The sequence below is a fragment of the Cobetia sp. 2AS genome, assembly GCF_029846355.1.
Classification (GTDB): Bacteria; Pseudomonadota; Gammaproteobacteria; order Pseudomonadales; family Halomonadaceae; genus Cobetia; species Cobetia amphilecti.
The window spans coordinates 59836-84273 of record NZ_JARWKQ010000003.1 but is presented as its reverse complement, the minus strand read 5'-3'; the positions used below and the strand labels follow the sequence as shown (position 1 = coordinate 84273).

The 24438-nt window shown below is 65.1% G+C and carries 20 protein-coding genes; 6 read left to right on the top strand and 14 right to left on the bottom strand.

Features of this window, described 5'->3' with window-relative positions:
* Nucleotides 1-185: 185 nt before the first annotated feature.
* The gene (locus QD356_RS10220; protein WP_152965327.1) at nucleotides 186-2258 is read right to left on the bottom strand and encodes a TRAP transporter permease; all 2073 of its coding nucleotides are present in this window, start codon (nucleotides 2256-2258) and stop codon (nucleotides 186-188) included.
* Between the two features lie 359 nt (nucleotides 2259-2617).
* Entirely contained in the window at nucleotides 2618-3625 is a 1008-nt protein-coding gene (locus QD356_RS10215) for a TAXI family TRAP transporter solute-binding subunit (RefSeq protein ID WP_043333219.1), read from the bottom strand.
* A gap of 404 nt (nucleotides 3626-4029) precedes the next feature.
* Between QD356_RS10215 and QD356_RS10210 the strand changes: the two genes are divergently transcribed.
* Nucleotides 4030-4458, top strand: coding sequence for an HIT family protein (locus QD356_RS10210; protein WP_192838669.1), 429 nt, complete (start codon nucleotides 4030-4032; stop codon nucleotides 4456-4458).
* 156 nt (nucleotides 4459-4614) lie between these two features.
* Here the strand turns inward: QD356_RS10210 and QD356_RS10205 are convergent, their stop codons facing one another.
* The 6 genes from QD356_RS10205 to QD356_RS10180 all read right to left on the bottom strand — a co-directional run bounded on the left by QD356_RS10205 (nucleotide 4615) and on the right by QD356_RS10180 (nucleotide 11587).
* Nucleotides 4615-5877, bottom strand: a complete 1263-nt coding sequence (locus QD356_RS10205) for a nickel transporter (protein ID WP_192838670.1) — start codon at nucleotides 5875-5877, stop codon at nucleotides 4615-4617.
* Nucleotides 5867-6628 carry a DUF1007 family protein gene (locus QD356_RS10200; RefSeq protein ID WP_192838671.1) on the bottom strand — a complete coding sequence of 254 codons (762 nt, stop codon included), beginning with the start codon at nucleotides 6626-6628 and terminating at the stop codon, nucleotides 5867-5869. The genes QD356_RS10205 and QD356_RS10200 overlap by 11 nt, the downstream gene beginning before the upstream one ends.
* A gap of 122 nt (nucleotides 6629-6750) precedes the next feature.
* The gene (locus tag QD356_RS10195; RefSeq protein ID WP_192838672.1) at nucleotides 6751-8280 is read right to left on the bottom strand and encodes a response regulator; all 1530 of its coding nucleotides are present in this window, start codon (nucleotides 8278-8280) and stop codon (nucleotides 6751-6753) included.
* 16 nt (nucleotides 8281-8296) lie between these two features.
* Nucleotides 8297-10387, bottom strand: coding sequence for an ATP-binding protein (locus tag QD356_RS10190; protein ID WP_192838673.1), 2091 nt, complete (start codon nucleotides 10385-10387; stop codon nucleotides 8297-8299).
* Between the two features lie 139 nt (nucleotides 10388-10526).
* Nucleotides 10527-10964, bottom strand: coding sequence for a hypothetical protein (locus tag QD356_RS10185; RefSeq protein ID WP_043333222.1), 438 nt, complete (start codon nucleotides 10962-10964; stop codon nucleotides 10527-10529).
* Nucleotides 10964-11587 carry a hypothetical protein gene (locus QD356_RS10180; protein WP_192838674.1) on the bottom strand — a complete coding sequence of 208 codons (624 nt, stop codon included), beginning with the start codon at nucleotides 11585-11587 and terminating at the stop codon, nucleotides 10964-10966. The genes QD356_RS10185 and QD356_RS10180 overlap by 1 nt, the downstream gene beginning before the upstream one ends.
* A 412-nt stretch (nucleotides 11588-11999) precedes the next feature.
* Here QD356_RS10180 and betT point away from each other — a divergent pair, with 412 nt between their 5' ends.
* The 3 genes from betT to QD356_RS10165 all read left to right on the top strand — a co-directional run bounded on the left by betT (nucleotide 12000) and on the right by QD356_RS10165 (nucleotide 16153).
* Nucleotides 12000-13997 (top strand): choline BCCT transporter BetT, encoded by a 1998-nt coding sequence (gene betT / locus QD356_RS10175; RefSeq protein WP_192838675.1) that lies wholly within the window; start codon nucleotides 12000-12002, stop codon nucleotides 13995-13997.
* A 364-nt stretch (nucleotides 13998-14361) separates the two neighbouring features.
* Complete coding sequence (locus tag QD356_RS10170) at nucleotides 14362-14841, top strand: Dps family protein (RefSeq protein ID WP_043333228.1); 480 nt, start codon at nucleotides 14362-14364, stop codon at nucleotides 14839-14841.
* A 199-nt stretch (nucleotides 14842-15040) separates the two neighbouring features.
* On the top strand, nucleotides 15041-16153 hold the full coding sequence (locus QD356_RS10165) for a phosphatase domain-containing protein (protein WP_192838676.1): 1113 nt from the start codon (nucleotides 15041-15043) through the stop codon (nucleotides 16151-16153).
* Nucleotides 16154-16287: 134 nt separating this feature from the next.
* Here QD356_RS10165 and QD356_RS10160 read toward each other — a convergent pair whose 3' ends face one another.
* The 5 genes from QD356_RS10160 to rmuC form a co-directional block, all read right to left on the bottom strand.
* The gene (locus QD356_RS10160) at nucleotides 16288-16761 is read right to left on the bottom strand and encodes a DoxX family protein (protein ID WP_192838677.1); all 474 of its coding nucleotides are present in this window, start codon (nucleotides 16759-16761) and stop codon (nucleotides 16288-16290) included.
* Between the two features lie 76 nt (nucleotides 16762-16837).
* Entirely contained in the window at nucleotides 16838-17644 is an 807-nt protein-coding gene (locus QD356_RS10155) for a DNA-binding domain-containing protein (protein WP_192838678.1), read from the bottom strand.
* The gene (locus tag QD356_RS10150) at nucleotides 17641-18567 is read right to left on the bottom strand and encodes a DUF692 domain-containing protein (RefSeq protein WP_225996528.1); all 927 of its coding nucleotides are present in this window, start codon (nucleotides 18565-18567) and stop codon (nucleotides 17641-17643) included. The genes QD356_RS10155 and QD356_RS10150 overlap by 4 nt, the downstream gene beginning before the upstream one ends.
* Before the next feature lie 110 nt (nucleotides 18568-18677).
* On the bottom strand, nucleotides 18678-18974 hold the full coding sequence (locus QD356_RS10145; RefSeq protein ID WP_043333233.1) for a DUF2282 domain-containing protein: 297 nt from the start codon (nucleotides 18972-18974) through the stop codon (nucleotides 18678-18680).
* A 345-nt stretch (nucleotides 18975-19319) separates the two neighbouring features.
* Nucleotides 19320-21179, bottom strand: coding sequence for a DNA recombination protein RmuC (rmuC, locus tag QD356_RS10140; RefSeq protein WP_225996529.1), 1860 nt, complete (start codon nucleotides 21177-21179; stop codon nucleotides 19320-19322).
* A 216-nt stretch (nucleotides 21180-21395) separates the two neighbouring features.
* Here rmuC and QD356_RS10135 point away from each other — a divergent pair, with 216 nt between their 5' ends.
* The gene (locus QD356_RS10135; RefSeq protein WP_043333235.1) at nucleotides 21396-21983 is read left to right on the top strand and encodes a type 1 glutamine amidotransferase domain-containing protein; all 588 of its coding nucleotides are present in this window, start codon (nucleotides 21396-21398) and stop codon (nucleotides 21981-21983) included.
* Between the two features lie 405 nt (nucleotides 21984-22388).
* Nucleotides 22389-22790: a hypothetical protein gene (locus tag QD356_RS10130; protein WP_192838679.1), complete on the top strand. Its 402-nt coding sequence runs from the start codon at nucleotides 22389-22391 to the stop codon at nucleotides 22788-22790.
* A gap of 149 nt (nucleotides 22791-22939) precedes the next feature.
* Here QD356_RS10130 and QD356_RS10125 read toward each other — a convergent pair whose 3' ends face one another.
* Nucleotides 22940-24406, bottom strand: a complete 1467-nt coding sequence (locus QD356_RS10125) for an aminoacyl-histidine dipeptidase (RefSeq protein WP_192838680.1) — start codon at nucleotides 24404-24406, stop codon at nucleotides 22940-22942.
* Between the last annotated feature and the right edge of the window lie 32 nt (nucleotides 24407-24438).

Genomic DNA, 24438 nt, shown 5'->3' with positions numbered 1-24438 from the left:
CCATCCCGTTGAGTGAAGACGCCCAAGGCGGACAGGCCCCAGAGCGCGCGATGCCCGACACACCACCCTCGCGTGACTGAGCGGGGGAAAGTGATGCCGGGCATCGTTCATAGCATATCGCGTCGCGTCACGCCTGCTTCAGCCACATCGGCTGACGCGTCTGGCGCTCATCCGACACGCCTGGCTCAGTGCGCCAGCGCTTCCTGCCGGCCACTCTGACGCACGCTGTAGGTCAGCACGCCCAGGAAGATGACCAGACCCGCGAGGTCGTAGGTCAGCTGACCATGCGGCCACAGCATCAGCGCACCCAGCGGGAACATCGCCAGACGCAGCCACCAGGGCAGCTCGTGCTCCAGATAGCCTTCCAGGCCCGCGACGATGGCGTAGATCCCGAACAGCGCGAACACGAACACCGTCAGCATCTCGCCGATGTCACCGGAGATCAGCGGGCTCCAGGCGAACAGCAGCGGCACGATGTAGAGGCCCTTGGCGATCTTCCAGGCCATCAGGCCGGTCTTCATCGGCGGTGTGCGGGCGATCGCGGCTGCCGCGAAGGCGGTCAGGCAGACCGGCGGTGTGACGTTGGAATCCTGGGACAGCCAGAAGATGATCATGTGGGCACTCACCAGCGCCATGGTCAGCACGTGCGGCGACAGCGCCTGCTCATACAGCTGGCTCTGGAAGGTATCCGGCACCAGCGCCAGCAGTTCGCGGGCGGCGTCCATGCTCATCGGCGCGCCCAGCAGGTCCAGCTTGTCCGGCGCTGCCAGCATGAAGATGGCCTTGGCCTGCTCCGGCAGGTTGCCCGCCGCCAGCAGATCCACCAGCTGGGAATGGGCGATCAGGTTGTAGAGCGCCGGAGCGGACAGCGTGCCCAGCACGATATAGGACGCCGTCACCGGCAGTCCCATGCCCAGAATCAATGAGGCCAGCGCGATCAGGATGATGGTGATCAGCAGGCTGCCACCCGCCCAGTCGGTGATCATCAGCGAGAAGGTGTTGCCGATACCGGTGGTGGAGACGACGTTGACGATCAGGCCGACGGTGATCAGCAGGATCGCCGTGGTGGTCATGTTGCGCACCCCGGCCAGCATCGCCTCGATGATGTCGCCGAGCTTCATCGGATTCTTCGACAGCCACGAGGCCGCGATGACGGACAGGATCGCGATGCCGGCGGCGTAGGTCGGCGTGAAACCGTAGATCAGCGCGCCGACCAGCACGAACAGCGGTGCCAGATAGTGCCAACCATCCTTGAGCACGTCCTTGAGGCGTGGACCCTGCGGGTCATCCAGCGCCGTGGCGTCGGAGCGCTTGGCCTCGATGCGCACGAACATGGCCACCGACAGGAAGTAGAGCAGCGCCGGCAAGGCGGCCACGCCGACGATGGTCAGGTACGGCACCTGAGTGTAGGACGCCATGATGAAGGCGCCCGCGCCCATCACCGGCGGCATCAGCTGGCCACCGGTCGAGGCGGCGGCCTCGACGCCTGCCGCGAAGCGCGCCGGGAAGCCGGCCCGTCGCATCAGCGGAATCGTGATCACGCCGGTGGAGACGGTGTTGGCGACACTCGAGCCGGACACCGAGCCCATCAGACCGGAGGCGAACACCGCCACGAAGCCCGGGCCACCCTTGAAGCGACCCGCCGCGCAGCGCGCCAGATCGATGATGAAGTCACCCGCGCCGGACTTGACCAGAAAGGCCCCGAACAGGATGAACATGAATACGTAGGACCAGGAGATGCGTGCGATGGAGCCCAGCATCCCTTCGCCGCCGATGAAGCTTCTGAACAGCACCGTCTCCCAGGTCAGGCCCGGGAAGTTGAACACGCCACCGACATACTTGCCCCACCAGGCCACGTAGGTCAGCGCGATCAGACACAGCACCGGGATGAACCAGCCGGTGGTGCGACGCGCGAACTCGAGGATCAGGCCGACCGCGACGATGGAGACCACCCAGTCCGCGGTGGAGAACACCACGCCGCGGTCATAGAGCGCATCCTCGAAGCCGATCAGGTAGAGGCCGCAACCCAGTGCCGCCAGCCCCAGCATGACATCCACGCCCAGCACCCAGCGCTTGGCACCATCACTGGCCGGCGTCAGCATCGGAATGGTCAGCGCGCACAGCAGACCGAACAGGCCGTAGTGCAAGGCGCTCACCCACAGCTCCGACAGGGTCGAGACGGTATTGAAGTACAGGTGCGCCAGACAGATGACGATGGAGATCACGAAGACGGCACGCCCCAGCCAGGGCAGCTCCATGCGCCACGGCGCAGCTTCGGCGGATTCGTCGCGCACACCGGAGAGATCCGGCTCCTGCGCTTCGCTATCAGTGGGACGAGAGGGCTCTGGCGAGCGGGAATCATGCATGGCGTTGCCTCAAAACGGGATCAGACAGCGATGGCGCAGCGGCGACTTGCGTCACCATGCGCCCGGGCTTGCGAGGAGAATACGGGCTTCTACCGCGATCATTCGTGGGCACTGCTCTGGTCCTGCCACTTTGCCCACGCGGGGCAGTGTCATGGCGCCGGACCGGCGGTGGTTTATTGGTCTGGGAAACTGCGCTGCCCTCACCGCCGCCAGAGGCGAGCGATGAGGGCAGCGGGAACATCAGATGTGGATCACTCGGCGATCAGGCGCGCCGGAATCTCGATGCCCTGCTCCTTGAAGTAACGTGCGGCACCCGGGTGCAGCGGCAGCGGCAGGCCCGCGATGGCCTTGTCGATGGCCATGGCCTTGGTGGCCGGGTGAATGTTGTTCAGGAACGGCAGGTTCTCGTACATGGTCTTGGTGATCTGATAGACGTCTTCTTCGGAGACATCGTCACGCACCACCAGGATGTTCGGCTGGGCGATGGTGTTGATCGCCTCGTCCTGACCCGGGTAGGTGCCAGCGGCGATTTCGTACGGAGTCCACAGCTCGAACTGGGAGTTGACCTTGGCCAGCTGCTCTTCGGTGAAGTCCAGCGTGGTGATCTCGCCGCCCAGGTTGGCGTAGGCACGGGTCACGGCGGAGGCCGGTGCGCCTGCCGGAATGTTCATGCCGTCGATGTTGCCGTTCTGCATCGCGTCGGCGCTCGGGCCATAGCCCATGTAGGCCAGATCCATCTTGTCGGCATCGATGCCCAGCTGCTCGAGGATGAAGCGACCCGAGCCTTCGGTACCGGAGTTCTTCTTGCCGATGGAGAAGCTCTTGCCGTAGAAGTTGGTCATGTCCTCGATGGTGCCGGACTTGACCTCATCATTGCGGGCCACGAAGTGCTCGACGTTCTGCCACAGCATCGAGATGCTGCGCAGGTTCTTGTGCGCCTTGTTGACCGGCGGGGTGCCATTCCATGCCCAGGCGCCGTAGAGGCCCTGGATGATGCCGAACTGGGCCTGGTCCTCTTCCATCAGCTTGAGGTTCTCGCCGGAACCGGCCGAGGAAATCGCGGACACGGAGATGCCGGCGGTCGGCTCGAGCTTGACCTTGATCAGCGTGGAGAGTGCCACGCCGACCGGGTAGAAGGTGCCACCGGTGGTGGCGGTACCCATGATGTACTTGCCTTCCGCCTGAGCCACGGCACTGAGACCAAGAGAGGCTGCGATGGCGAGACCGAGACCGGCCTTGAGGAACTGGCGCTTTTGCATGGAGTGACTCCTTGGCGAACCTGCCGGGCGCAGGTTGAGCATTCTTGTAATGTGGTTAGGCAGACGGACATTGCGGCTGAGCAGGCTCTGGCCCTGGACGGTGCTGGCCATGTCGCGACCGACAATGCGCAAGGTAGCCCTCTTTTGCGTGGGGCGTTCGTTGCGAGCCTCTGCTTCAGCGTAGGAAGAAGGTTAGCAACTGTCCGCGCGGCGCGGTATTTGGCGATGGGGGCATTGCGCAGCCTCCACAGCGCGCACGGGCAATCCGCAAAGTGGCAGGATTCTGCCGATCTGGTCACACTGAGGGCATCCGCGGGCGTTCACGCCAGGGAGTCCGCCACGATTCGGGTTACCCTTTGCCCTCGACTCCCGCCCGCCCTGCTCCATCCGATCAAGGAGAGACGATGACCCCCTTCAGCCTTCACCCGCAGCTGGACGCCGACACCCACTTCGTGGCCGACCTGCCGCTGTGCACCGTGCGTCTGATGAACGATGCGCGCTATCCGTGGCTGGTACTGATTCCGCGCCGCGATGCCGTCCGCGAGATCTACGAGCTGGACAGCAGCGCCCAGCAGCAGCTGTGGCAGGAAACCACGCAACTGGGCGAGCTGCTGATGACGGTAAGCGGCGGCGAGAAGCTCAATATCGGCGCACTGGGCAACATGGTGCCGCAGCTGCACATGCACGTGATCGCCCGCCGCAGCGATGATGCAGCCTGGCCAGGGCCGGTGTGGGGCGTCGGCACGGCAGAGCCCCACGACAGCGAAGCGCTGACGGTGCTGGTCGACACCCTGCGCATGAAGATCGCCGAGCTGCCGAGCTACTCCTACTGACTCAGCCTCCTGCCAGCTGCGGCGAATCAGCTGTCACCGATGCCGTCACCTGCACTCTCACAGACACTGTCATCTACAAGAACGGGGCCCAATGGGGCCCGTTCTTGTAACTTGCAGGTAGTGTGTAGCAGGTAATTAGCGGCGACGCCGCAGACCTCACTTGTCGCCTGAGCTCTGCCCTGATGACCTCGGGCCCAGAGGGCTCTGGAGGGAGGTGCCCGGCGCCGAGCGATCAAACGGCGAAGCACCGCGACCGGTGGGAGAGTCCAGCGCCTTGAGACTGCTGGCGACCAGCAAAGCGCCAAAGACCGTGATGATGATGCCGCCGAGCAGACCGACCAGGGCCGCCCACGGCCACTGACGACGCGCGCGGCTGCCCGGGTGCGACCCACCCAGGCGCGAGCCGGCCGCCGCCAGGCGTCCACTGGCCTTCATGATCAAGGTGGCCATCGCCACGCTACCCACCGTCAGCGCGGTGCCCAATGACATCGCCAGCACCGCCAGTACCCCACTGCCGACCATGTTCAGCGCCAGCGCGGCCAGCAAGACCAGAATCGCGCCGGAACACGGGCGCAGGCCGATCGCCAGCACCGCCATGCCCATGGTGCGCCAGTCGCCACTGGCCTGCTCCGCCGTCACGCCATGCGCATGGCCGCAACCACAGTCATGCCCGTGTGAATGAGCGTGGCCGTGAGAATGAGAGTGAGGGTGAGAGTGAGAGTGAGAGTGAGAATGTGAGTGGTCGCGGCCAGGCGACGGCTCGAACGCTAGCCCCTGCATCGCTGGCGCCTGCGGCGCTCCCACGCTAGAGACAGGCTGTGCCCTGACAACACGCCATAGCGTGCGAGCGGCGCGCCACAGTAGCAACAGCCCCAGCACCAGCACCCCGAGATGACTGAGCAGGGTGACCTTCTCGACCTGTCCGAGCACATCGCGCCCCGCCCAGTCGAGCAGCCCCGCCCCGAGGCCGACCAGCACCAGCGCACTGACGCCCTGCAGCAAGGCCGCCAGCAACGACAGCCACAGTGCACGGCGCCGAACGATGGGCTGGCTGACCAGCAGCGTACTGATGACGACCTTGCCATGCCCGGGGCCCGCGGCATGCAGCACGCCATAGGCGAAGGACAGCCCGATCAGCGCCCAGGGCGTGCCGGGATGCGCGGCAAGCTCACTCATGGCGCGCCCCAGCGAGCGCTGGAAACGCGATTGCTCGGCGAAGATCCATCCCAGCGCCTCGCCCCAGCCCTGCACCAGGCCTGGCCAGAGCGCCATGCCCAGCACGAGCAGCCCGCAGCCGACCGCCAGCCAGCCGGCCAGGCGCCGCCCCCGCGAGGAGGCGGGTTTGAGCAAGCCATCGCGCATGCCCTTGAGGCTCTTGATATCACCAAGCCCGCTGGTGTCCTTCGGCTCACTGCTCATCAGCCACCTCACAGCTGACACTGCCGACCTCGGCGAAGTACTGGCCGAGATCCATCGGTGCGGTGGCGTTGATATCCAGCATCGAGGCCTCGGCGACCTTGGACGGGTCCGGGTCGGCCGGCGTGATGCCCGGCGTGCAGCTCAGCGCCGAGTCCTGCCCTTCCAGCCCGCTCACCACCAGCCCTTGCTGCACGGCGATGGCATCCGGGTCATGCAGAATCTCGATGTAATAGGTGGGGTCGTAGATACGATAACTGAGGGTATGGCCAGCCATCGCCACCGGCTCGGCCAGCGGCAGCTCCATCTGGAAGGCGACACGCTCGCCCTTGAGCCAGGTGGTCTGGCGCGTCGCCTTGCCAAGCGCCACGGGCTCACCGTCCAGCGTGACATGGGTGTAGTAATCGAACTGCGACAGATTGGCCAGAATCTCGCTGCCCAGCACATCGAGGCGCTGCTCCATGCTGGTATCGTCCTCGAGCGCGGCCAGCTCCTGACGCAGCGTCAGGCTGTAGAAGGGGTCGAGCAGCCAATACTGGCGCATCGCGACGGCCCGCCCCTGGTCATCGAGGCGCAGCGTCACCCGCAGATCGACCCAGCCGTGCGGGTGCGCGGCGGCGGGCTGACTGGCCACCAGGGTGCCCAGCATCAGCAACGGCGTCAGCCAGGCTACAGAGCGCAGGCTGTGACGAGATGGGAAACGCGCCAGCGCGGACGACAGCGCCGCCACCAGGCGATGAACAGCAACAGACATCGGGAAACTCCGGCAGAACGTCACGGGGACGACAGGAAGGGATTGGCAGGATGTTACTTCATGACAAAACGGGCGGCATCCCGACGCGGCCCGAGGACACCTTCGACAGGCAACGGTGACGGTCAGTTCGCCGAATCATCATGGCCATGGCGAAAGTCTTCACGGCGCAGCCCGTATTTGTGCATCTTGAGATTGAGCGTACGCCGCGGCAGCGCTAACTCCTCCAGCACCTGGGCGATGTTGCCGCGTGCGCGAGTCAGGGCGGCGCGAATCAAGGTCGACTCGAACATCGCCACCTGTGCCGCCAGCCCATGCTCTTCGCTGCTTGCCAGCGCCTCGTCGCTCGCGCCATTGCCGATCTCGCCTGCGCCCTGCTCCGCTGAGGCGCTGACCGGCGCGGATGACTGCCGGCTCGCGGGCAATTCCCCAAGCACTACGCGGCGACTGGCGGCCTGGCGCAGCTGCCACAGATTGCCCGGCCAGTCCGCCGCCATCAACGCGGCCAGCTCACCGCTGGCGAAGGGTTGCGCCTCCACCTCATGCACCTCGGCGGCCTGACGGCTGAAATGCGCCATCAGCAACGGGATGTCCTCGCGCCGCTCGCGCAGGGCGGGTGTCGTCAGTTCGATCTCGGCCAGTGCATGCCCGAGAGTACGCGTCAGCGGCCCACTTGCCATCACGTCGCCCACGCTGCACTGCGCGCTGCACACCAGCCGTGGCGCCTGTCGGGCGCCGTCCTCACGCGCGGCGATCCAGCCATCCAGCCACTGCCATTGCGCGCCACTCAGGTGGTCCACCTCATGCAGCAGCAAGGTATTGGCCGCAGGACATGCCGCGAGTGCATCCTCGATCGCGCTAGCCAGTGCCTCCGCGCCCTCTGCCCTGGCTTGCGACAGGGGCGCGCATTCCACTCGCGCCAGCAAGGCCGTCGCCGCCGTCGGCATGGCGGCAGTTGAGGGCAATGCGTCGGCAGGTGGCGCATGCTCGGCCAGTGCCAGTGCCAGAGTGCTGCGCCCGCTGCCCGCCTCGCCGCTGATCCAGACCCGCGCCGGGTGCCCGCGCAATTCAAGCAGTCGCTCACGCAGCTGGCGAATCTGACGGCTCTCGCCCCGCAGCAGACCACTGAGGCCACGCACGCTCAAGCGGCGGCGCAGGCGTTGGTTTTCATCACTCAGACGCCGCCCCGCCAGCGCCTGACGCAGCTTCAGCTCCAGCGCTTCGGGGTCAAACGGCTTCTCGATGAAATCGCGCGCGCCGCCCTGCATCGCGGCAACGGCCGTGGCGACATCGCCGTGACCGGTCATCATCAGCACCGGCAGCTCCGGCGCCTTTAGTGCAAGCCGCGCCAGCAGCGTCAGGCCATCCATGCCCGGCATGCGGATATCGCTGATCACCACGCTGACCGGCTCGGCGGCGGCCAGGGCTTCCAGCAGCGCCTCGGCGCGCGAGAAGCAGCGCAGATGGATCTCGGCCAGCTCCAGCCACTGGGCGAGGGATTCGCGCACCGCCGGATCATCATCCACCAGCCATACCGGCGCCTCGCGGGTCAGATCGCTGTCCTGCTGCAGGCGGAGCTCTGCCGGGTCCAGGCCCGTGGCGGCAAACTCCTCTGTGCCCTCGAAGCCATCGCTGTCATGCGTATAGCCTGTCATTCGTGCGTATACCCCGTCATGTCACGGATTGCTGCCCGCTGCCTTGTTGTTCGGTGCCGTCGGCTGCATGCGTTGCCTCCGACGCCGGCGTGCGTAGCCACAATTCGAAGCAGGCGCCGCCCAGCGCAGAGCCCTCAGCCGGTTCAAACACAGAAGCGCCATCGGCCAGACGCAGCTGACCACCGAGGTCGCGCGCCAGGCCATAACTCAGAAACAGCCCCATCCCCATGCCTTCGCCGACCTCGCGTGTGGTGGTGAAAGGATCAAACAGCGTGGCACGCAGCGCAGGGTCGATGCCGGGGCCGTTGTCCTCGATGCGCAGACATCCGCCTGGCTGCCCCTCGAGACTGGCCACTGCCGGCCAGGCCTGCCAACTGAGGCGCAGTCGCGGGGCCGCGCGCTTGTCGTCCGGCTCGTCGCTCTGCTGATCGGTCTGTTGATCGACCTGCTGTGCTTTCTGCTCCCCTTCCAGCGCATCGAGCGCATTGCGGATCAGGTTGGTCAGCAACTGCTCGAGACGCACCTGTTCGCCCATCACGATGATGTCCCGGGGCAGCGCGTCCTGCTCCACCGTCAGGTCGAGGGCGGTGACTCGCTCGGCGAGCAGTTCCAGCGCGAAGTCGATGCGCGGCGCCAGCGCCAGGGCAACGGGCGCCTGCTGACTGGCCGGACGCACGAAGACGCGCAGCTGGCGAATCATGTCGGCCAGGCGCTCGGACAGCTCACTGATGCGCGTGAAGTTGCTGGCGGCGGATTCGGCGGCACGCGCGGTCAGCTCGGGGCGCGTTGCGGCAGAGGCGATGCCCCGCGCCAGCAGCTTGCCGCCGCTGGCGGCGTAGGTGCGAATGCCGACCAGCGGCTGATTGAGCTCATGGGCGATACCGGCCGCCATGGTGCCCAGCGCGGCCAGCTTGCCGGCCTGCACCAGCTCGTCACGCGTGGCCTCGAGTTCGCGAGAGCGCTGGGCGACCCGCTCCTCGAGGCGCTCGTTGATCTCGCGCATCATCACCGCTTCACGCCGAATCAGCCCCAGGCGCGCCTGACGCTCGCGCATCCACAGCGCCATCATCGCCAGTCCCAGGATCACGGCGAGCCCGACCAGCACCACATTGCGCGCCTGGATATAGAGTGGCCGCAGCGGCATCAGAAAATGCAGCTGCCAGCCCAACGGCCCGCTGGCCAGCGACTCATCCAGATAGCGCTGGCCCATCGCCGCCGTCGGCAGCCGCGCGATCTCCGATGCCGACAGTTCGTGGTTGTCGCCCAGCACCAGACTGCCGTCCTCCAGCTCCCGCGACAGCGGTGTCAGCGGCGCCCCGCGAAACTGCTGCTGTGCCCGAATGCTGTCCAGCGCCTGCGGCTCGATCGCCTCCAGCGCGCGATATTTCCAGTTGCGCCGCGAGGCCAGCAGCACGATGCGATTGGCATCGGCGAGCAGCACCGTCTCCCCCGCCTGGCGCCAGGTATCCTCCAGCGCTTCCAGCGAGACCTTGACCACCATGACGCCCAGCGGCTCGCCCTCGGCCCCGAGTACCGGCGCCGAGACGAAATAGCCGGGGCGCCCGGTGGTATTGCCGACGGCGAAGAACTCGCCGCGCCCGCGCGCCAGGGCATCGATGAAGTAGGGGCGGTAGTCGTAGCGATAGCCGACGAAGCTGTCGGGCTCATCGAAGTTGCTCGCGGCCACGGTCATGCCGTCGCGGTCGGTCAGGAAGATGGCCGCCGCGCCGGAGGCACGCGCGACACGCCGCAGATGCTGGTTGAGATCACTGCTCGAACCGAGGGGAGCGGCGGCATTGGCGGCGTCGCGTTCGTCTGAGGGGATAACAGGCGGCGTTGCCGCAGGCGGAACGCCCTGCTCGCCAAGGATGATACGCACACGGGCCTGGCGCGCCAGCAATTCCGGCAGCCACTGGAAGCGCGACAACTCGGCATTCAGGGTGCTGGCGTAGAAATTCAGACGAGTCGCCGCGTGCTGGCGAGCATCACGCTCGCCACGCGCCAGCTCCCAGTGCCAGAGAGCAAACAAGGCCATCAGCCCGGCCAGCAGACTGGCCGAGAGCGCCAGCCAGGCCAGACGCCGACGGCGCAGCGCACTCAGCGTCATGGGCCATCACACCGCGCGAGCGCGGGCTCGCCCGGGCTCCGGTACTGCCCGCCTGCAAAGTGGTGGACAAGGCCAGAGAGGCGACGCTGAGGGCCGCCTCGTGGGGTTGCCATGCGTGGGGTTGGCATGCGCGAGGCGGTCACGGCGCGCCGATCACCGGCACGGTGCGCGCATCCAGGGCCACGGCGACCTCCACCAGCAGGTTGTCGAGGCGGCCCGGCGCGATATCGGCACCATTGCTGTCACCGCTCACACTGAGACGAATCTGGCCGTTGACCTCGCTCACCCAGGCTTCCAGCGCCAGCGGCGGCCGGGCAGCGTAGCTGGCATCGAGGCGCTCGAGATCCGGGTCTGCGCGCTCGATGATGAAGCCACGCTCCGCCAGCGTCGTCAGCAGGGTGACGAAGACCTGCTGGGAGGTCAGGGTGCCGCTGTTGGGGGCGATCACCGCGGTGCGCGAGTCCGGCGCATGGGTCGGCTGGTTCATGCAGCCACCCAGTACCAGCAGACCGGCGAGCAGCGTCGCGAGCCCCAGACGTTGCCACAGCGAGCGTGGAGATGCCTTGCGCATGTTCATCAGCGAACCTCCCGTGGATCACGACCCGCCAGCGCGGCCTGAAGCTGACGCTCGATCTGGCGGCAGCTTTCGCTGTCATTGTGAGGGCGGGCATCGATGACGTAGCCGCCCTGATTGATGACCTGCTCATCGCGGATCACGCGCACGCGCTCATCCGGCGCGACCAGCGAGATGCGCTCGAAGCTGATCGGGTCATCCCGGAAGGTGTCGTTGCCGACGCCCACGCCGAAATCGTTGCCCGCCGCGACGCCATAGCCCACCGAGAAGCCGATGCGCGAGCCGAAGGGCCCATCGATCGCCCCCAGCCCCGGCTGGTCCACCTTGCGCTCACCCGTCACCACGCCCAGCGCCTGTTCGCTCTCGCGGATCTTGTAGCCACGGGCCTCGACGACCTGCGCCGCGGCACGCAACCACTGATTGGCATCGCCCTCACGCGGGAAGATGCAGGCTTCGGGCAGGCCAGCGCTGTCATTCGCGGCCAGCGGGTCCTTGCCGGACAAGGCCGAGCAGCCGCTCAGCAGCACCAGCCCCACTGCGAGCAGTGTCATGCGCGGCAGGCGTGAGCGCGCTGACGTGTCAGCCACGCTCGGCCGTGCGGGAAATTCGGGAAGTCGATGGAGCATGCGAACGTCTCCGGTCAGTCACTTGAGCCGGCGCTGCATCACGATTTTCACACCATGAGACACACCAGAGGCACTAGACTGACACATAAGTCTTGTAGGGTTTCTGCATAATTATGGTATCGAGACAGCGGAATACCCTGGATGCAGGAAGCCTCATCTTAGCGCCCAGCCATGCCAGCGCCTACCGTATCCAGCCCCCGACAATGCAAGCCAAGACCGTATCGCCATTGCCATTTCGCACGATGAACACGCAACGCCAGCGCTGCCAGGGCCGCTCGCTCGGCGCGCAAACCGCCGGTCAGCGCGCGCAACACTGGTTACATATGGAAACGATATCGCGCGGACAACTCACGACGCTACAGGTTCAATAAGTTACCATTATCGACGAATAGGCAATCAGGGAGAGAAATTTATGTCAGAAAATGCCGACCAGCCCACGGTCGCCAAGATCAATCCGCCAGTCTTCTTCGGCTCCGCCGTCGTGATTCTGGCGTTCGTGATCTTTACAGTCGCCATGCCGGATACCGCGCAGACCGCCTTCGGTCATGTCCAGACCTGGATCATCGACACAGTCGGCTGGTTCTACCTGCTGGCCATGGGCGTGTTCGTGATCTTCACGCTGGGTCTCGCCTTCTCGAGCTATGGCGACATCAAGCTGGGGCCAGACCATTCCGAGCCTGATTTCAGCTACGGCTCCTGGTTCGCGATGCTGTTTTCCGCGGGCATGGGCATCGGCCTGATGTTCTACGGCGTCGCCGAGCCTGTCTTCCACTTCACTGCGCCTCCGGTCGGCGATGCCGGCACCGTCGAGGCCGCGCGTGAAGCCATGAAGACCACCTTCTTCCACTGGGGCATCCACGCCTGGGGCGTCTATGCCGTGGTGGCGCTGGCGCTGGCCTACTTCAGCTTCCGCCACAACCTGCCGCTGCGCATCAGCTCTGCGCTGTATCCGCTGATCGGCAAGCGCATCCATGGCCCGATCGGCCATGCCGTCGATATCTTCGCCGTCTTCGGCACCATGTTCGGGGTCGCGACCTCGCTGGGTCTGGGCGTGCTGCAGGTCAGCTCCGGTCTGCATTATCTGTTCGATATCGACAACGACCTGACCACCCAGATCATCCTGATCGCCATCATCACCTGTCTGGCGACCATTTCCGTGGTCATGGGCCTGGACGGCGGCATCCGTCGTCTCTCCGAGCTGAACCTTGGTCTGGCACTGGCGCTGATGCTGTTCGTGCTATGCGTGGGTCCGACCATCTTCCTGCTGCAGACGTTGATCCAGAACATCGGTGGCTACCTCAGCGAAGTGGTCGACAAGACCTTCAACATGTTCGCCTATATCCCGGAAGATGGCCCGTCCAAGTGGCTGGGTGGCTGGACCCTGTTCTACTGGGGCTGGTGGATCGCGTGGTCCCCGTTCGTGGGCATGTTCATCGCACGCGTCTCGCGTGGCCGCACCATCCGTGAATTCGTCTACGGCGTGCTGTTCGTGCCGATGGGCTTCACCTTCCTGTGGCTGACCTTCTTCGGCGACAGCGCCCTGCACATGCTGCTGACCGATACCGCGGGCAACCTGGCAGAAGCGGTCTCCGCCGATGCGTCCGTGGCGCTGTTCAAGTTCCTGGAGCTGTTCCCGTTCGGTAGCATCACCTCCATGCTGGCCACCCTGCTGGTCGTGACCTTCTTCGTCACTTCCTCGGATTCCGGCTCGCTGGTCATCGACATGCTGACCTCCAAGGAAGGCGACGAATCTCCGGTCTGGCAGCGTGTCTTCTGGGCCTTCTCCGAAGGTTTCGTCGCCGTGGCGCTGCTGATGGCGGGTGGCTTGGGCGCTCTGCAGACCGCCTCGCTGGCCTCTGCCCTGCCGTTCGCGATCATCCTGATGTTCGTCTGCTATGGCCTGCTCAAGGCACTGCGTCTCGAGGGCGTCAAGCAACGCTCCATGCAGCACCTGAGCAACACGCCGGGCCACACCGCCGGTGGCGCACGCAGCTGGCAGAAGCGCGTCCAGACCCTGGTCGAGACGCCGCGCCAGAAGAACGTCGAGCAGTACCTGATCAACACCGTCACGCCGGCACTGGCGGATGTCGCGAAGGAATTCGAGGCCCAGGGCCTGGATACTCGCGTCAATGACGAGGAAGACCGCAGCTATCTGCAGGTCAGCCACGGCGAGGAAGTCGACTTCGTCTACGGTGTGCGGGTGCGCGAATATGCAGCACCGGCCTTCGCGCTGCGCAACGTCAAGCGCAAGGGCACCAGCGACGTGGAACGTCAGTACCGCGCCGAGGTCTTCCTTCGTGAAGGTGGCCAGACCTATGACGTCATGGGTTACACCAAGGAGCAGGTGATCGGCGACGTGCTGGACCAGTACGAGAAGCACATGCACTTCCTGCACATGGCGCGCAACTGACGCCTGAGCGTTGCAGAAGTGATGACAGCTGATGACATGGCTGTCGCAAAGGCCCCGCCCCGTGCGGGGCCTTTGCGTATGTGGCCGAAATCAGAATGTCCGAGCCGACGACATTGGCTGCAATATCCATGTGCGACCTTGAAAACCGCGTGCGCGCACCACATCTCTTACCAGGCATTCATCTACGGCTTGAGGGTGGTGCGCCGGCGACGATAGGGGTGGCCGATGAGAGCGATACAGTGAATTCGTTACCCTGCATCCCGCCCAGCCTCTACACTGGTGGCATACTGGCAGCACGGCTCGCCACCTGCATCTCCACTTTCCCCACAATGCCGTTCACTTCACATTTTTCAGGAGAGTCTTCATGTCCAACGATACCAATGCCATCGGCCTGCACACTGCCAGCGCCACTCAGCTGGCCGAGCACCTCAACATCCTGCTGGCCAACTACCAGACCTTCTACATGAATGCCCGTGGTTACCACTGGAACGTGAAGGGCAACCAGTTCTTCGAGCTGCACGTGAAGTTCGAGGAAACCTACACCGACCTGCTGACCAAGGTCGACGAGATCGCCGAGCGTATCCTGACTCTGGGTCACGAGCCGCTGCACGCCTACAGTGACTACGCGCGTGTCGCCACCATCAAGGAAGACACCCACGTCAGCGACGGCACGGCTTGCGTCAAGGGTCTGCTGACCGGTTACAAGTCCCTGATCGAACTGCAGCGCGAGATCATGTCCGTCGCGTCTGACGCCGACGATGAAGGTACCGCTTCACTGGTCGGTGACTACATCCGCGAGCAGGAAAAGACCGTGTGGATGCTGTCCGCCTACCTGGGCGAGTAAGCGCTCAAGCCAATGCAGCGCCAGGGCATGGCAGCGCGGATCTCTGATGCTGCTGTCTGACGCTGTACTTGACTGACACTGGGCCGCGAGGCATTCGCGCAGTGTGAACGCCGCCTTTCGACCCTGCACACGCGGGACTCGAAAGGCGGCGTTGTCATGTGGCCATGAAGGCCCGCCAGATACCGACCAGGAGGGTTGCATGTCACTGCCGCTGACACGTCTGCTACGCAAGCTGCTGCATGTGGCTGCCAAGCCCATGCGCCACGCCCAGGGCAAGGATGGCTACGTCATTCACGCCTATCGTGGCTACGGCTCGCACAGCGAAGCCTTTCTGATGGGGCGCATCTTCCGCCAGCCCGGCTCACGCAGCCAGCTGGCCCCCGGCGCCGGGCGCGACCTGATGGATGTCGGTCGTCGCATGCTGCGCTGGGGCAAGAGCGGCGTCGAGGTAGAGGTCGCGCTGGGGGACAACCGCACCACCGCCATCACCGACCGCGATGGCTACTTCAGCGTACATCTGCCGCTCGATGAGCCGCTGGAGCACCAGGGCCAGTGGCATACCGCCCGCATCACCGCGTGTCCGCCGAAGCAGCCCCCGGTGGAAGGCGAGGCGCAGGTCTATCTGCCGCCCATCAGCACACGCCTCGGGGTAATCAGCGATATCGACGACACCGTGATGTACACCGGCGTCGCCAACAAGCTCAAGATGCTTTACCGCCTGTTCATCGAGTCCGCCGAGCGCCGCACCGCCTTCCCCGGCGTGGCCGCGCTCTATCAGGCGCTGCATGAGGGTGATGACGGCCAGCAGCAGCGCCCGCTGCTCTATGTGTCGCGTGGCCCGTGGAGCATCTACGAGATGCTGGAGGTCTTCTTCCAGCACAACCGCATTCCGGTCGGGCCAATCCTGTTTCTGCGCGAGTGGGGCCTGACGCTGCAACGCCCGCTGCCCAGACGCTCCGAAGACCACAAGCAGGCGCTGATCGAGAAGATGCTCGGCCTGTATGACGAGATGCAGTTCCTGCTCATCGGCGACAGCGGCCAGCATGACCCGGAAGTCTACGCCGAGGTCGTGCGCCGCTATCCCGGTCGCATCTGCGCGATCTACATTCGCCAGATAGGCGATTCGGACTCGCGCAAGGCCGAGCTGGACCAGCTCGGCGAGGAGCTGGCCGCCCTCGGCTGCGTGATGCTGTTGAGCACCGACAGTCTCGACATGGCGCACCACGCGCATGCCAACGGCTACATCGATGCCGCCAGCGTCGAGATGGTACGTGCCGAGATCGAGCATCAACTCGCCGACGAGCCGGCCTGAGCGTCTCGATAGTCAGCGGATAGATAGCGGCACTATCGTGGTACTACAACGCAAGACGGAGACCCCAGGGTCTCCGTCTTGCGTTGTGCGCGACTGACATCTGCCTCACCGAACGACTCAGCCGAATGACGGCCTCAGGCGATGCGTGAGCGAATCAGCTGATCGAGCGACAGGCGTCCCGGGCCTTGCAGTACCAGCACCAGCAGGCTGGACAGCCACAAGCCGTGGGTCACCCAAGCATGGGGATAGACGAACAGCTGGATGGTCAGCGTCATGACGGCAAGCCCCAGCGCCGCGAAGCGCGTCCCCAGCCCCAGCCACAGCATCACCGGGAAGAGGTGCTCGGCGATGGTCGCCAGCCAGGCGGCCAGTATCGGCGAGACCAGCGGCAAGGCGTATTCGTGCTCGAACAGGAAGAAGGTGCTGTCCTTGATCGAGAAGCCGTCGACCTTGGTCTGCGCCGACATGAAGAATACCGCGCCGACGATGATGCGCATCAGGATCAGTACCGCATCCATGCGCAGGTTTTCCAGCCAGACGAACACTTTCAGGACCTGCCCCGCCACACCGGCACGAACCGCAGGCGTCGTTGATGATTCAAGGCTCATGATGAGGCCTCCTCAAGGGTGCGCCAGGGCGCTAAAAAGGGAATGATTGGCTTGTAATGACCTGCTTGATGCGCGACTAGTCCAGCGCCAGGAACACACCGCTTGCCAGCAGGGGGGCCAGCAGCGGCCCCAGCTCCTGCTCGGGGTGCGCGTCCGCGAGCCGCGCTGCCGCGTCCGCCAACGTCTGCCCCGCCAGCAGCAGTTCGAGCAGCAAGGCAGCGGCCTCGCACAGCACCGTGACCTGCATCTCCAGCGCCGGGCGCGTGATCAACACCCGCTCCGGCCGCGCGATAGCCAGCCCTTCAAGCGTCGCACCGGCATGCTGATGGCGCTGCCAGATCTCGAGCACCGCATGCTCCAGGTGCAGCAGACAAGCCGCGGGGTGCGCCGAGAACCTGAGCTCCATCACCGCCGCGGGCGGCAACCCCGCCAGCTGGGTCGGCACCAGGGCTCCGGCGTCCGCCGCGTGATAGGCCACCAGACGAGCGGCCTCGAAGCGGGCCAGGTCCACCGCATAGAACGGCAGCTGAGCGGCCGACACCTGACGCGTCTCGACCAGCGTGGTCAGGGTCGCGTGCAGGGTCTCGGCAAGCCCGGCCCCGTACTCCATCATCAGCGGTGAGCGCGGCAGATGCTGGCGGGAATGATCGTGGGCCAGGGCCGCAAAGAAGCGCTCGCCCACCACCTGACGGGTCACCGGATAGGCCTCTTCCAGCGCACTGATCAGGCTGGCCCAGACATTGTTGCGATAGACATCGAGGCGCTGCTGATGGCCTGCCTCGATACCCAGAAGCGCGGCATCGGGCTGGGTGAGTGCCTCGATGAAGGCGCGCTGCCAGTCGGGCTGGCGCTCAGCGCTGGCATGCCGCTCGAGAGAGGTCATCGGTCGCCCTCCATACCGGAGCGCGTCAGCTGCTGCGCCCGTGTGCTGTGCAGCAACGCCTGAGCGCGCGTGGTCTGCCCCAGCAATACCTCCAGCGCCGGCACCTGGGTATCCCACTCAATCAGCGTCGGACGCGGCCCGATGCGATTGATGAAGTCGGCATACAGCGCCCAGACCTCATCGCAGACCGGCGCGCCATGGTTGTCGATCAGCAGGCCTTCACGCGTGTCCTCGCCATGCCCCGCCAGATGGATTTCCCCGACGGCGTGGCCCGGAATTGACTCCAGCCAGGCCGCGGGATCGATCCCGATGTTGTGCGCCGAGACGAAGACATTGTTGACGTCGATCAACAGTCCGCAGCCACTGCGCTCGACCAGGCGAGTGAGGAAATGCGTCTCGGGAATCAGTTCCGCCCCCAGCTCGCGCGCATCGAAACGCAGATAGTGGGCGGGATTCTCGATCAATACCTGACGGCCCAGGGTGTCCTGCAACTGCATCAGGTTATCGCTGACCCGTGCCAGCATCGCGTCCGTCAGCGGTACCGGCAGCAGGTCGTTGTAGAAGTGGCCGCTATGGCCGGCCCAGGCCAGGTGTTCTGATACGCTGGTGGGCGGATGACGCTCGCAGAGCGTTCTGAGGCGCGCCAGATGCGTGGCATCCAGCGGGCGCTCCGATGCCAGCGACAGGCCGACACCATGAATCGAGAGCGGGTACTCCTGCAGCGCATCCAGCCGGGCATGGGGTGCCCCGCCGGCGCCCATGTAGTTCTCGGCATGAATCTCGAGAAACCCCAGCGCCGGGCGCGACGACATCAGCTCACGCACATGCTGCGCCTTGAGGCTGATACCGACGGCCATCTCGTCGAGGGACGGATAGGCCGTACCGAAATCCGGACTGCCGGAGGAAGGGGATGGCTGGTGCATGAAGACCTCTCGAGGCGGCGAACGTCCGGTGGCGGCGTGGCGCCAGGCCACCGGACGTTAAGTTCGGGGGGATGCCCGGGGAAGTCCGAGCCAGCCCCGAGGCGTGATGCTTACTTGATCTCTTCCAGGCTGCCGGTGCCATTCGGCGTCTCGATGGAGGTGCAGGTGCCTTCCGGAACCAGCTTCCAGGCATTGCCCTGATAATCGACGGTGGAAGTCCCGGCACACGAAGTGCCCGGGCCAGCGGCGCAGTCATTCTCACCGGCCAGCGACACGCCGTAGCACTTTTCCATGCCCGCCGCGTGGGCCGGGAGGGAGACGACAGCGGTAGACAGAGCGACAGCGGTTCCGAGTGCGGAGGCCAGGGCAAAAGCGGTCTTGGCGGACTTGTTCGTCTTGGTAGACATGGGCACATCTCCTGAGAAAATGCTCTTTAATGAGCCAAACGTTATTTATCTATCACTTTCACCCCTGCGCTGCGGGCTCAATCCAACTTACGGGGGGCTTGGGGAGATGGATGCAGAAAAGATCGAAATTCTTGCCGCGACTCGACAATATCGCGCTGACCGCACTCCCCTCATCGCATGCGGAAACGATACCCCGCGCTTGCGTTGACCTCTCCATGCAAACGCCAGCGGCCCCATATAGGGGCCGCTGGCGTCGACTGTCATCTGCTGTCTGAGGGCATGTCGCAACGTTTTCGTAACGTCAGTCGCAACGGCTGCCTGCAGTGCTGCAGGCGATGAGGCCGATCAGCTATCGCCCTGCCACTTGCGCTCCATGAGCTCCCAACGCGAGAGCGACGCAGGCGCCTGCCCTGACTCGGTGTCCAGTGTCTCTGTGTCCAATGCCTCGGCGCCCGGCGCTCCGGTGACATCCTGGCCTTCGCTGGCTGCCGATTCTTCACTGGCCGCCGCCTCTTCACTGGCAGGCGGCTCGGGCGCGGGCTGGCGATCAAGCGTCGGCGGCGCGGATGCCGGATGCTGATCCAGCGCCTGCTCGGGTTGATGCAGGGTGTCGCGCGACTGGCGCACCAGCGCTTCCGGCAGTGGCTTCTTCATACGCGCGCCGAGTTCCAGCAGCTCCTCGGCACGGCTGATCAGGTTGCCGCGCCCGCTGGCCAGCCGCTTCATGGCGGTATCATGCGCCTCGCGCGTGCGCCCCAGCTGAGTGCCCAGCTCCTCGAGGGATTCGGCGAGGCCGCGGAACTTGTCGAGCAGCGCTCCCGCGCGCTCCCCGATCACGCGCGCATTGTCGTTCTGGCGCTCCAGACTCCACAGACTCGCCACGGTGCGCAGGCTGGCCAGCAAGGTGGTCGGCGTCACCATCACCACGCCCTGGGTGAAAGCGTCCTGGAACAGGCTGTCATCGTGTTCGAAGGCCAGCGCGAAGGCCGGCTCCATCGGCAGAAACAGGAACACGAAGTCCGGTGAGCCCAGCCCCTCAATGGCGGGATAGTTGCGCCGCGCCAGTCCGGTGACATGGCCGCGCACCGAGGTCAGATGCGCGCGCAGTGCGCGTGCTCGCGTCACGTCATCCTCGGCATTGACGTACTCGGTGTAGGCGGCCAGCGAGACCTTGGCATCGATGATCAGATGCTTGTTGTCCGGCAGGTAGACGATGGCATCCGGACGCTGGCGTCCGCCCTCACCGGTGAACGACACCTCGCGCTTGAACTCGATGCCATCACGCAGACCGGAGCGCTCCAGCACGGTCTCCAGAATCATCTCGCCCCAGTTGCCCTGCATCTTGCTGTCGCCCTTGAGCGCCCGCGACAGGTTGGCTGCCTCCTCGGTGATCTGGCGGTTGAGCCCCGCCAGCTGGTCGAGCTGACTCTTGAGACTGGTGCGCTCACGCACCTCCTCGCCATGCAGCTGCTCGAGGCGCTGACGGAAGTCGCCGACCTGCTCACGAAACGGCTTGAGCAGCTGCTCGAGCTGGGCGCCACTGGCGGCGGTGAAGCGTTGCTGGCGCTCCTCGAACACCTTGCCCGCCAGCTGCTCGAATTCCTGACTCAGGCGCTCGCGCGACTCGTTGAGCAATGCCAGCTGCTGCTCGTGATGGCTGGCCTCCTGACGCTGACGCGTCACCAGCGAGGCATGCGTCTCGCGCAGCTCGGCGTAGCGCTCGGTCAGTGTCTCGAGACGCTCTTCACGCTCCAGCAGCTGCGCCTCCAGCACTTCCTGCTGGCGGGTCAGGCTGCGCGCCAGCGTCTGCTGCTCACTCAGGGCGCGTGACTGTTCATCCAGGCGCCCCTGCAGCGATTCGCGCAGCGTGGCGAGCTGCTCCGTCAGCGCATCGCGCGCCTGGCGCGCCTCCTCCAGCGACTGGCTCAGATAGCGTTGCTGCTGCTCCGCCTGCTGCTCATCCAGTGCGGCACGTTGCTCGATCAGGGCCGCCCGCTGATCGGCCTGTTGCTGGCGCTCACGCGACTCGTCCAGCGAGGCCTGCCACGTCTGCTGCATCGACTGTTGCTCCTCCTCACGGCTTTCCTGCAGCGCATGGAGCTGCTCGCGGGTTCGCCGCCAGCCCAGCCCCAGAGCCAACGACAGCATCAACAGCACGCCGACCAGCAACCACATCACGGCGGAAGATTCAGAAAGCAGCGACATCGGGCACTCCATGGCCTGTGAAAACGCAGCGGGGTCACCCCCCTTGAAAGTCAGTATCGCGCATCCATGTCTTGAGTGTCAGGGCACGAAAGGAAGGGAATTGCCTGCCATCAGCGTGCAGTGCTCACTGCGGTGAGTGACGCACACCGAGAGCAGAATTCTCCCCCACTCTGCCCAACACGCTCGCAAGAGCCGAAGCACGGAAAGGAGATTCGCATGACACAGCAGACCGATCAGCAGACACGTCAACAACTGCAAGGTAAGCGCGTGGCCATTCTCGCGACCCATGGCTTCGAGGAATCCGAGCTCGCGGTGCCGCGTGCCGCACTGCAGGAGGCGGGCGTCGAGGTAGACATCGTCTCGCCGGAGAAAGACGGCATTCGCGCCTGGGCCGAAACCGACTGGGGCGAGAAGTATCAGGTCGACACCCCGCTCAGCGATGCCAGCGAACACGACTATCACGGCCTGGTGCTACCGGGTGGCCTGTTCAATCCGGACACCCTGCGTCAGGACGAGAGCGCACTGAGCTTCGTGCGCAGCTTCTTCCAGGCCCACAAGCCGGTCGCCGCCATCTGTCACGCGCCGTGGATCCTGATCGATGCCGGCGTCGTCGAAGGCCGTCAGATGACCTCCTTCCCCTCCGTCGCACAGGACCTGAAGAATGCCGGTGCCGAGTGGCAGGACAGCGAAGTGGTGTGTGACAGCGCGCTGGTCACCAGCCGCAAGCCAGCAGACCTTGATGCATTCAATGCCAAGCTGCTCGAGGAACTGGCCGAAGGCAAGCACCAGCATCAGCACGCCTGAGGCCGCAAGCCAGAGAGCCGCAAGCCAGACAGCCGCAAGCCAGAGATCCGCAAGCTCTGAAGCTTGAACAGACAGACGCCCCTGCCACTTCGGCAGGGGCGTTTTCGTTGTCTCAAGGGCGCAAACCGGTGCCTTGGCGGCAGAAGTGAAGTGTCCTCGCAGCACTGGCTGAACCCCTCATCTCCGAGGTTCGTTGGCCATTCTGCAGCCGTGCGTTGTAGAACCTCATTGCGAGCAACCACTTACGCTACAGGCAACGCAATCTGGACAACTCAGTTCCACAACAACACGACAAGCGACTCACGGAGACATTAGCGAACGCCTTTCGTAAAAGGCGCTGCGACACGATATTCTGACGACAAGGATCCTCTTGGGTGACTGACCGACCATACGGGAGACCGCCCCATGCATATCTCTACCTTGAACACAGCCCTTACGTCTCTGCTGCCATCCCTGCTGCTGGGACTGACGCTGATGCTCGCCACGCCGACGCTGGTCGCCGCGGATGATCGCCATCGCGCACAGGGCCAGCACGGCGAGCGCCACAGCACGCCGCACAGTCGCCACGAGGCGATCAAGCGCCGCCATCTCAGGATGTTCGACGAGCCGCGCGTGGAGCGCCATCACTCGCGTCATGACATCCGCCGCCATGTCCCCAAGCGCCGCTACCATCAGCATGGGCGTCTTGAACACGACCGCTACCGCCCGTACTACTACCAGAACCATGACTCCGGTCGGCATGGCATCCGCCGCTACCATAACGGCGTGAGCATCGGCATTCCGGCGATCCGCATCAATATCAACTGAGCTTGCGCACTCTCATCAGGCCACGCCAGCGCCTGATGCCCAGAGATAACGACACCCAGAGATGACGACGCCCAGAGATGACGACGCCCCCGCAGGCTGACCTGCGGGGGCGTCGTTCGTCTACGTGACGAGTCTTGCCTGAGAGTTGATCAAGCGGCCTTGGCAGGCTCGGCAAGTTCCGTGATCAGGCCCTTGAGCACCTGCCAGAATTCACCGACCGACTCGATCTCGACCCGCTCGCTGGGCGAGTGGGCGCCGCGAATCAGCGGCCCGAAGGAGATCATCTCGAGCTGGGGATACTTGGCCCCCAGAATGCCGCACTCGAGTCCGGCATGGATGACCTTGATCTCCGGCGCACGGCCGGTGACGCTCTCGTGCAGGCTGCAGAAGCGCGCCAGCAGCTGCGCATCCGGCGCCGGCTGCCAGCCCGGATAGGCATTCTCGGCCACGGTGGTCGCGCCGATCAGCGCAAAGAGCCCACGAATGCGTTGCTCCATCATGGTCACGGCATCATCGCGCAGCGAGCGCACCAGCGCGCAGAGATGGAAGCGCCCCTCGCGCAGCTGCACCACGCCGAGGTTGTTGGAGGTTTCCACCACGCCTTCCACCGCCGCGCTCATGCGCTCGACCCCGTAGGGCGCGGCATCCAGCACCGCGACCAGCCGCTGGGTGTCCTCGACGGACAGCGCGTTCTCGGCGTTGCCACGGGTCACGCTGAGCGAGACATCCGGGTCCGTCTCGCGCAGCTCGTCGCGAATCTGGGCCTCGAAGTCCGCGAGGCGCTGGCGCGCGGCGGCGACGCGCTCGTCATAGATCACCACGCCGACCGTGGCCTCACGCGGCAAGGCATTGCGCAGCGTACCGCCAGACCAGCTGACCAGACGCGGCTTGAACTCGGCCAGCGCGACCAGCGCGCGTGACATCAGGCGATTGGCATTGCCACGCCCACGGTGGATATCGAGTCCGGAATGGCCACCGACCAGGCCGCCGATGGTCAGCTCCAGCTCCGCTTCGGCATCCTTCAGGGACGAGGTGGCAAACTCGTGGGCGACATTGATGTCCGCGCCGCCGGCACAGCCGATATAGACCTGTCCGCGATCTTCCGAATCCAGATTGAGCAGGTAGCGCCCTTCCAGCCAGTTCTCGGCCAGATTCAGCGCGCCGCCCATCGAGGTTTCCTCCTCGAGGGTGAACAGCGCTTCCAGCGGACCGTGCACGAGGCTGTCGTCTTCGAGAACGGCCAGCGCCGCCGCGACGCCGAGACCGTTGTCGGCCCCCAGAGTAGTGCCGCGCGCCTTGAGCCAGCCGTCTTCCAGATAGGTGTCGAGGGAATCACGGGTGAAGTCGTGATCACTGTCGCTGGCCGCCTGGGCGACCATGTCGAGATGGCCCTGCAGCACGATGCCCGCTGCGCTCTCGTGGCCGGGGGTGGCGGGCTTGCGCAGACGCAGGTTGCCGAAAGCGTCGCGATCATGGGCGAGACCACGCGCTTCGGCCCAGTCGATCAGATAGGCCACCAGCGCGGCTTCATGCCCGGACGGGCGCGGGATATTGCACAGAGTGCGGAAATGACGCCAGAGGATGGCGGGGTCCAACGTATCGATATGCTCATTCATGGCGAAGATTCCTGTTCTTGTCATCAATGAGC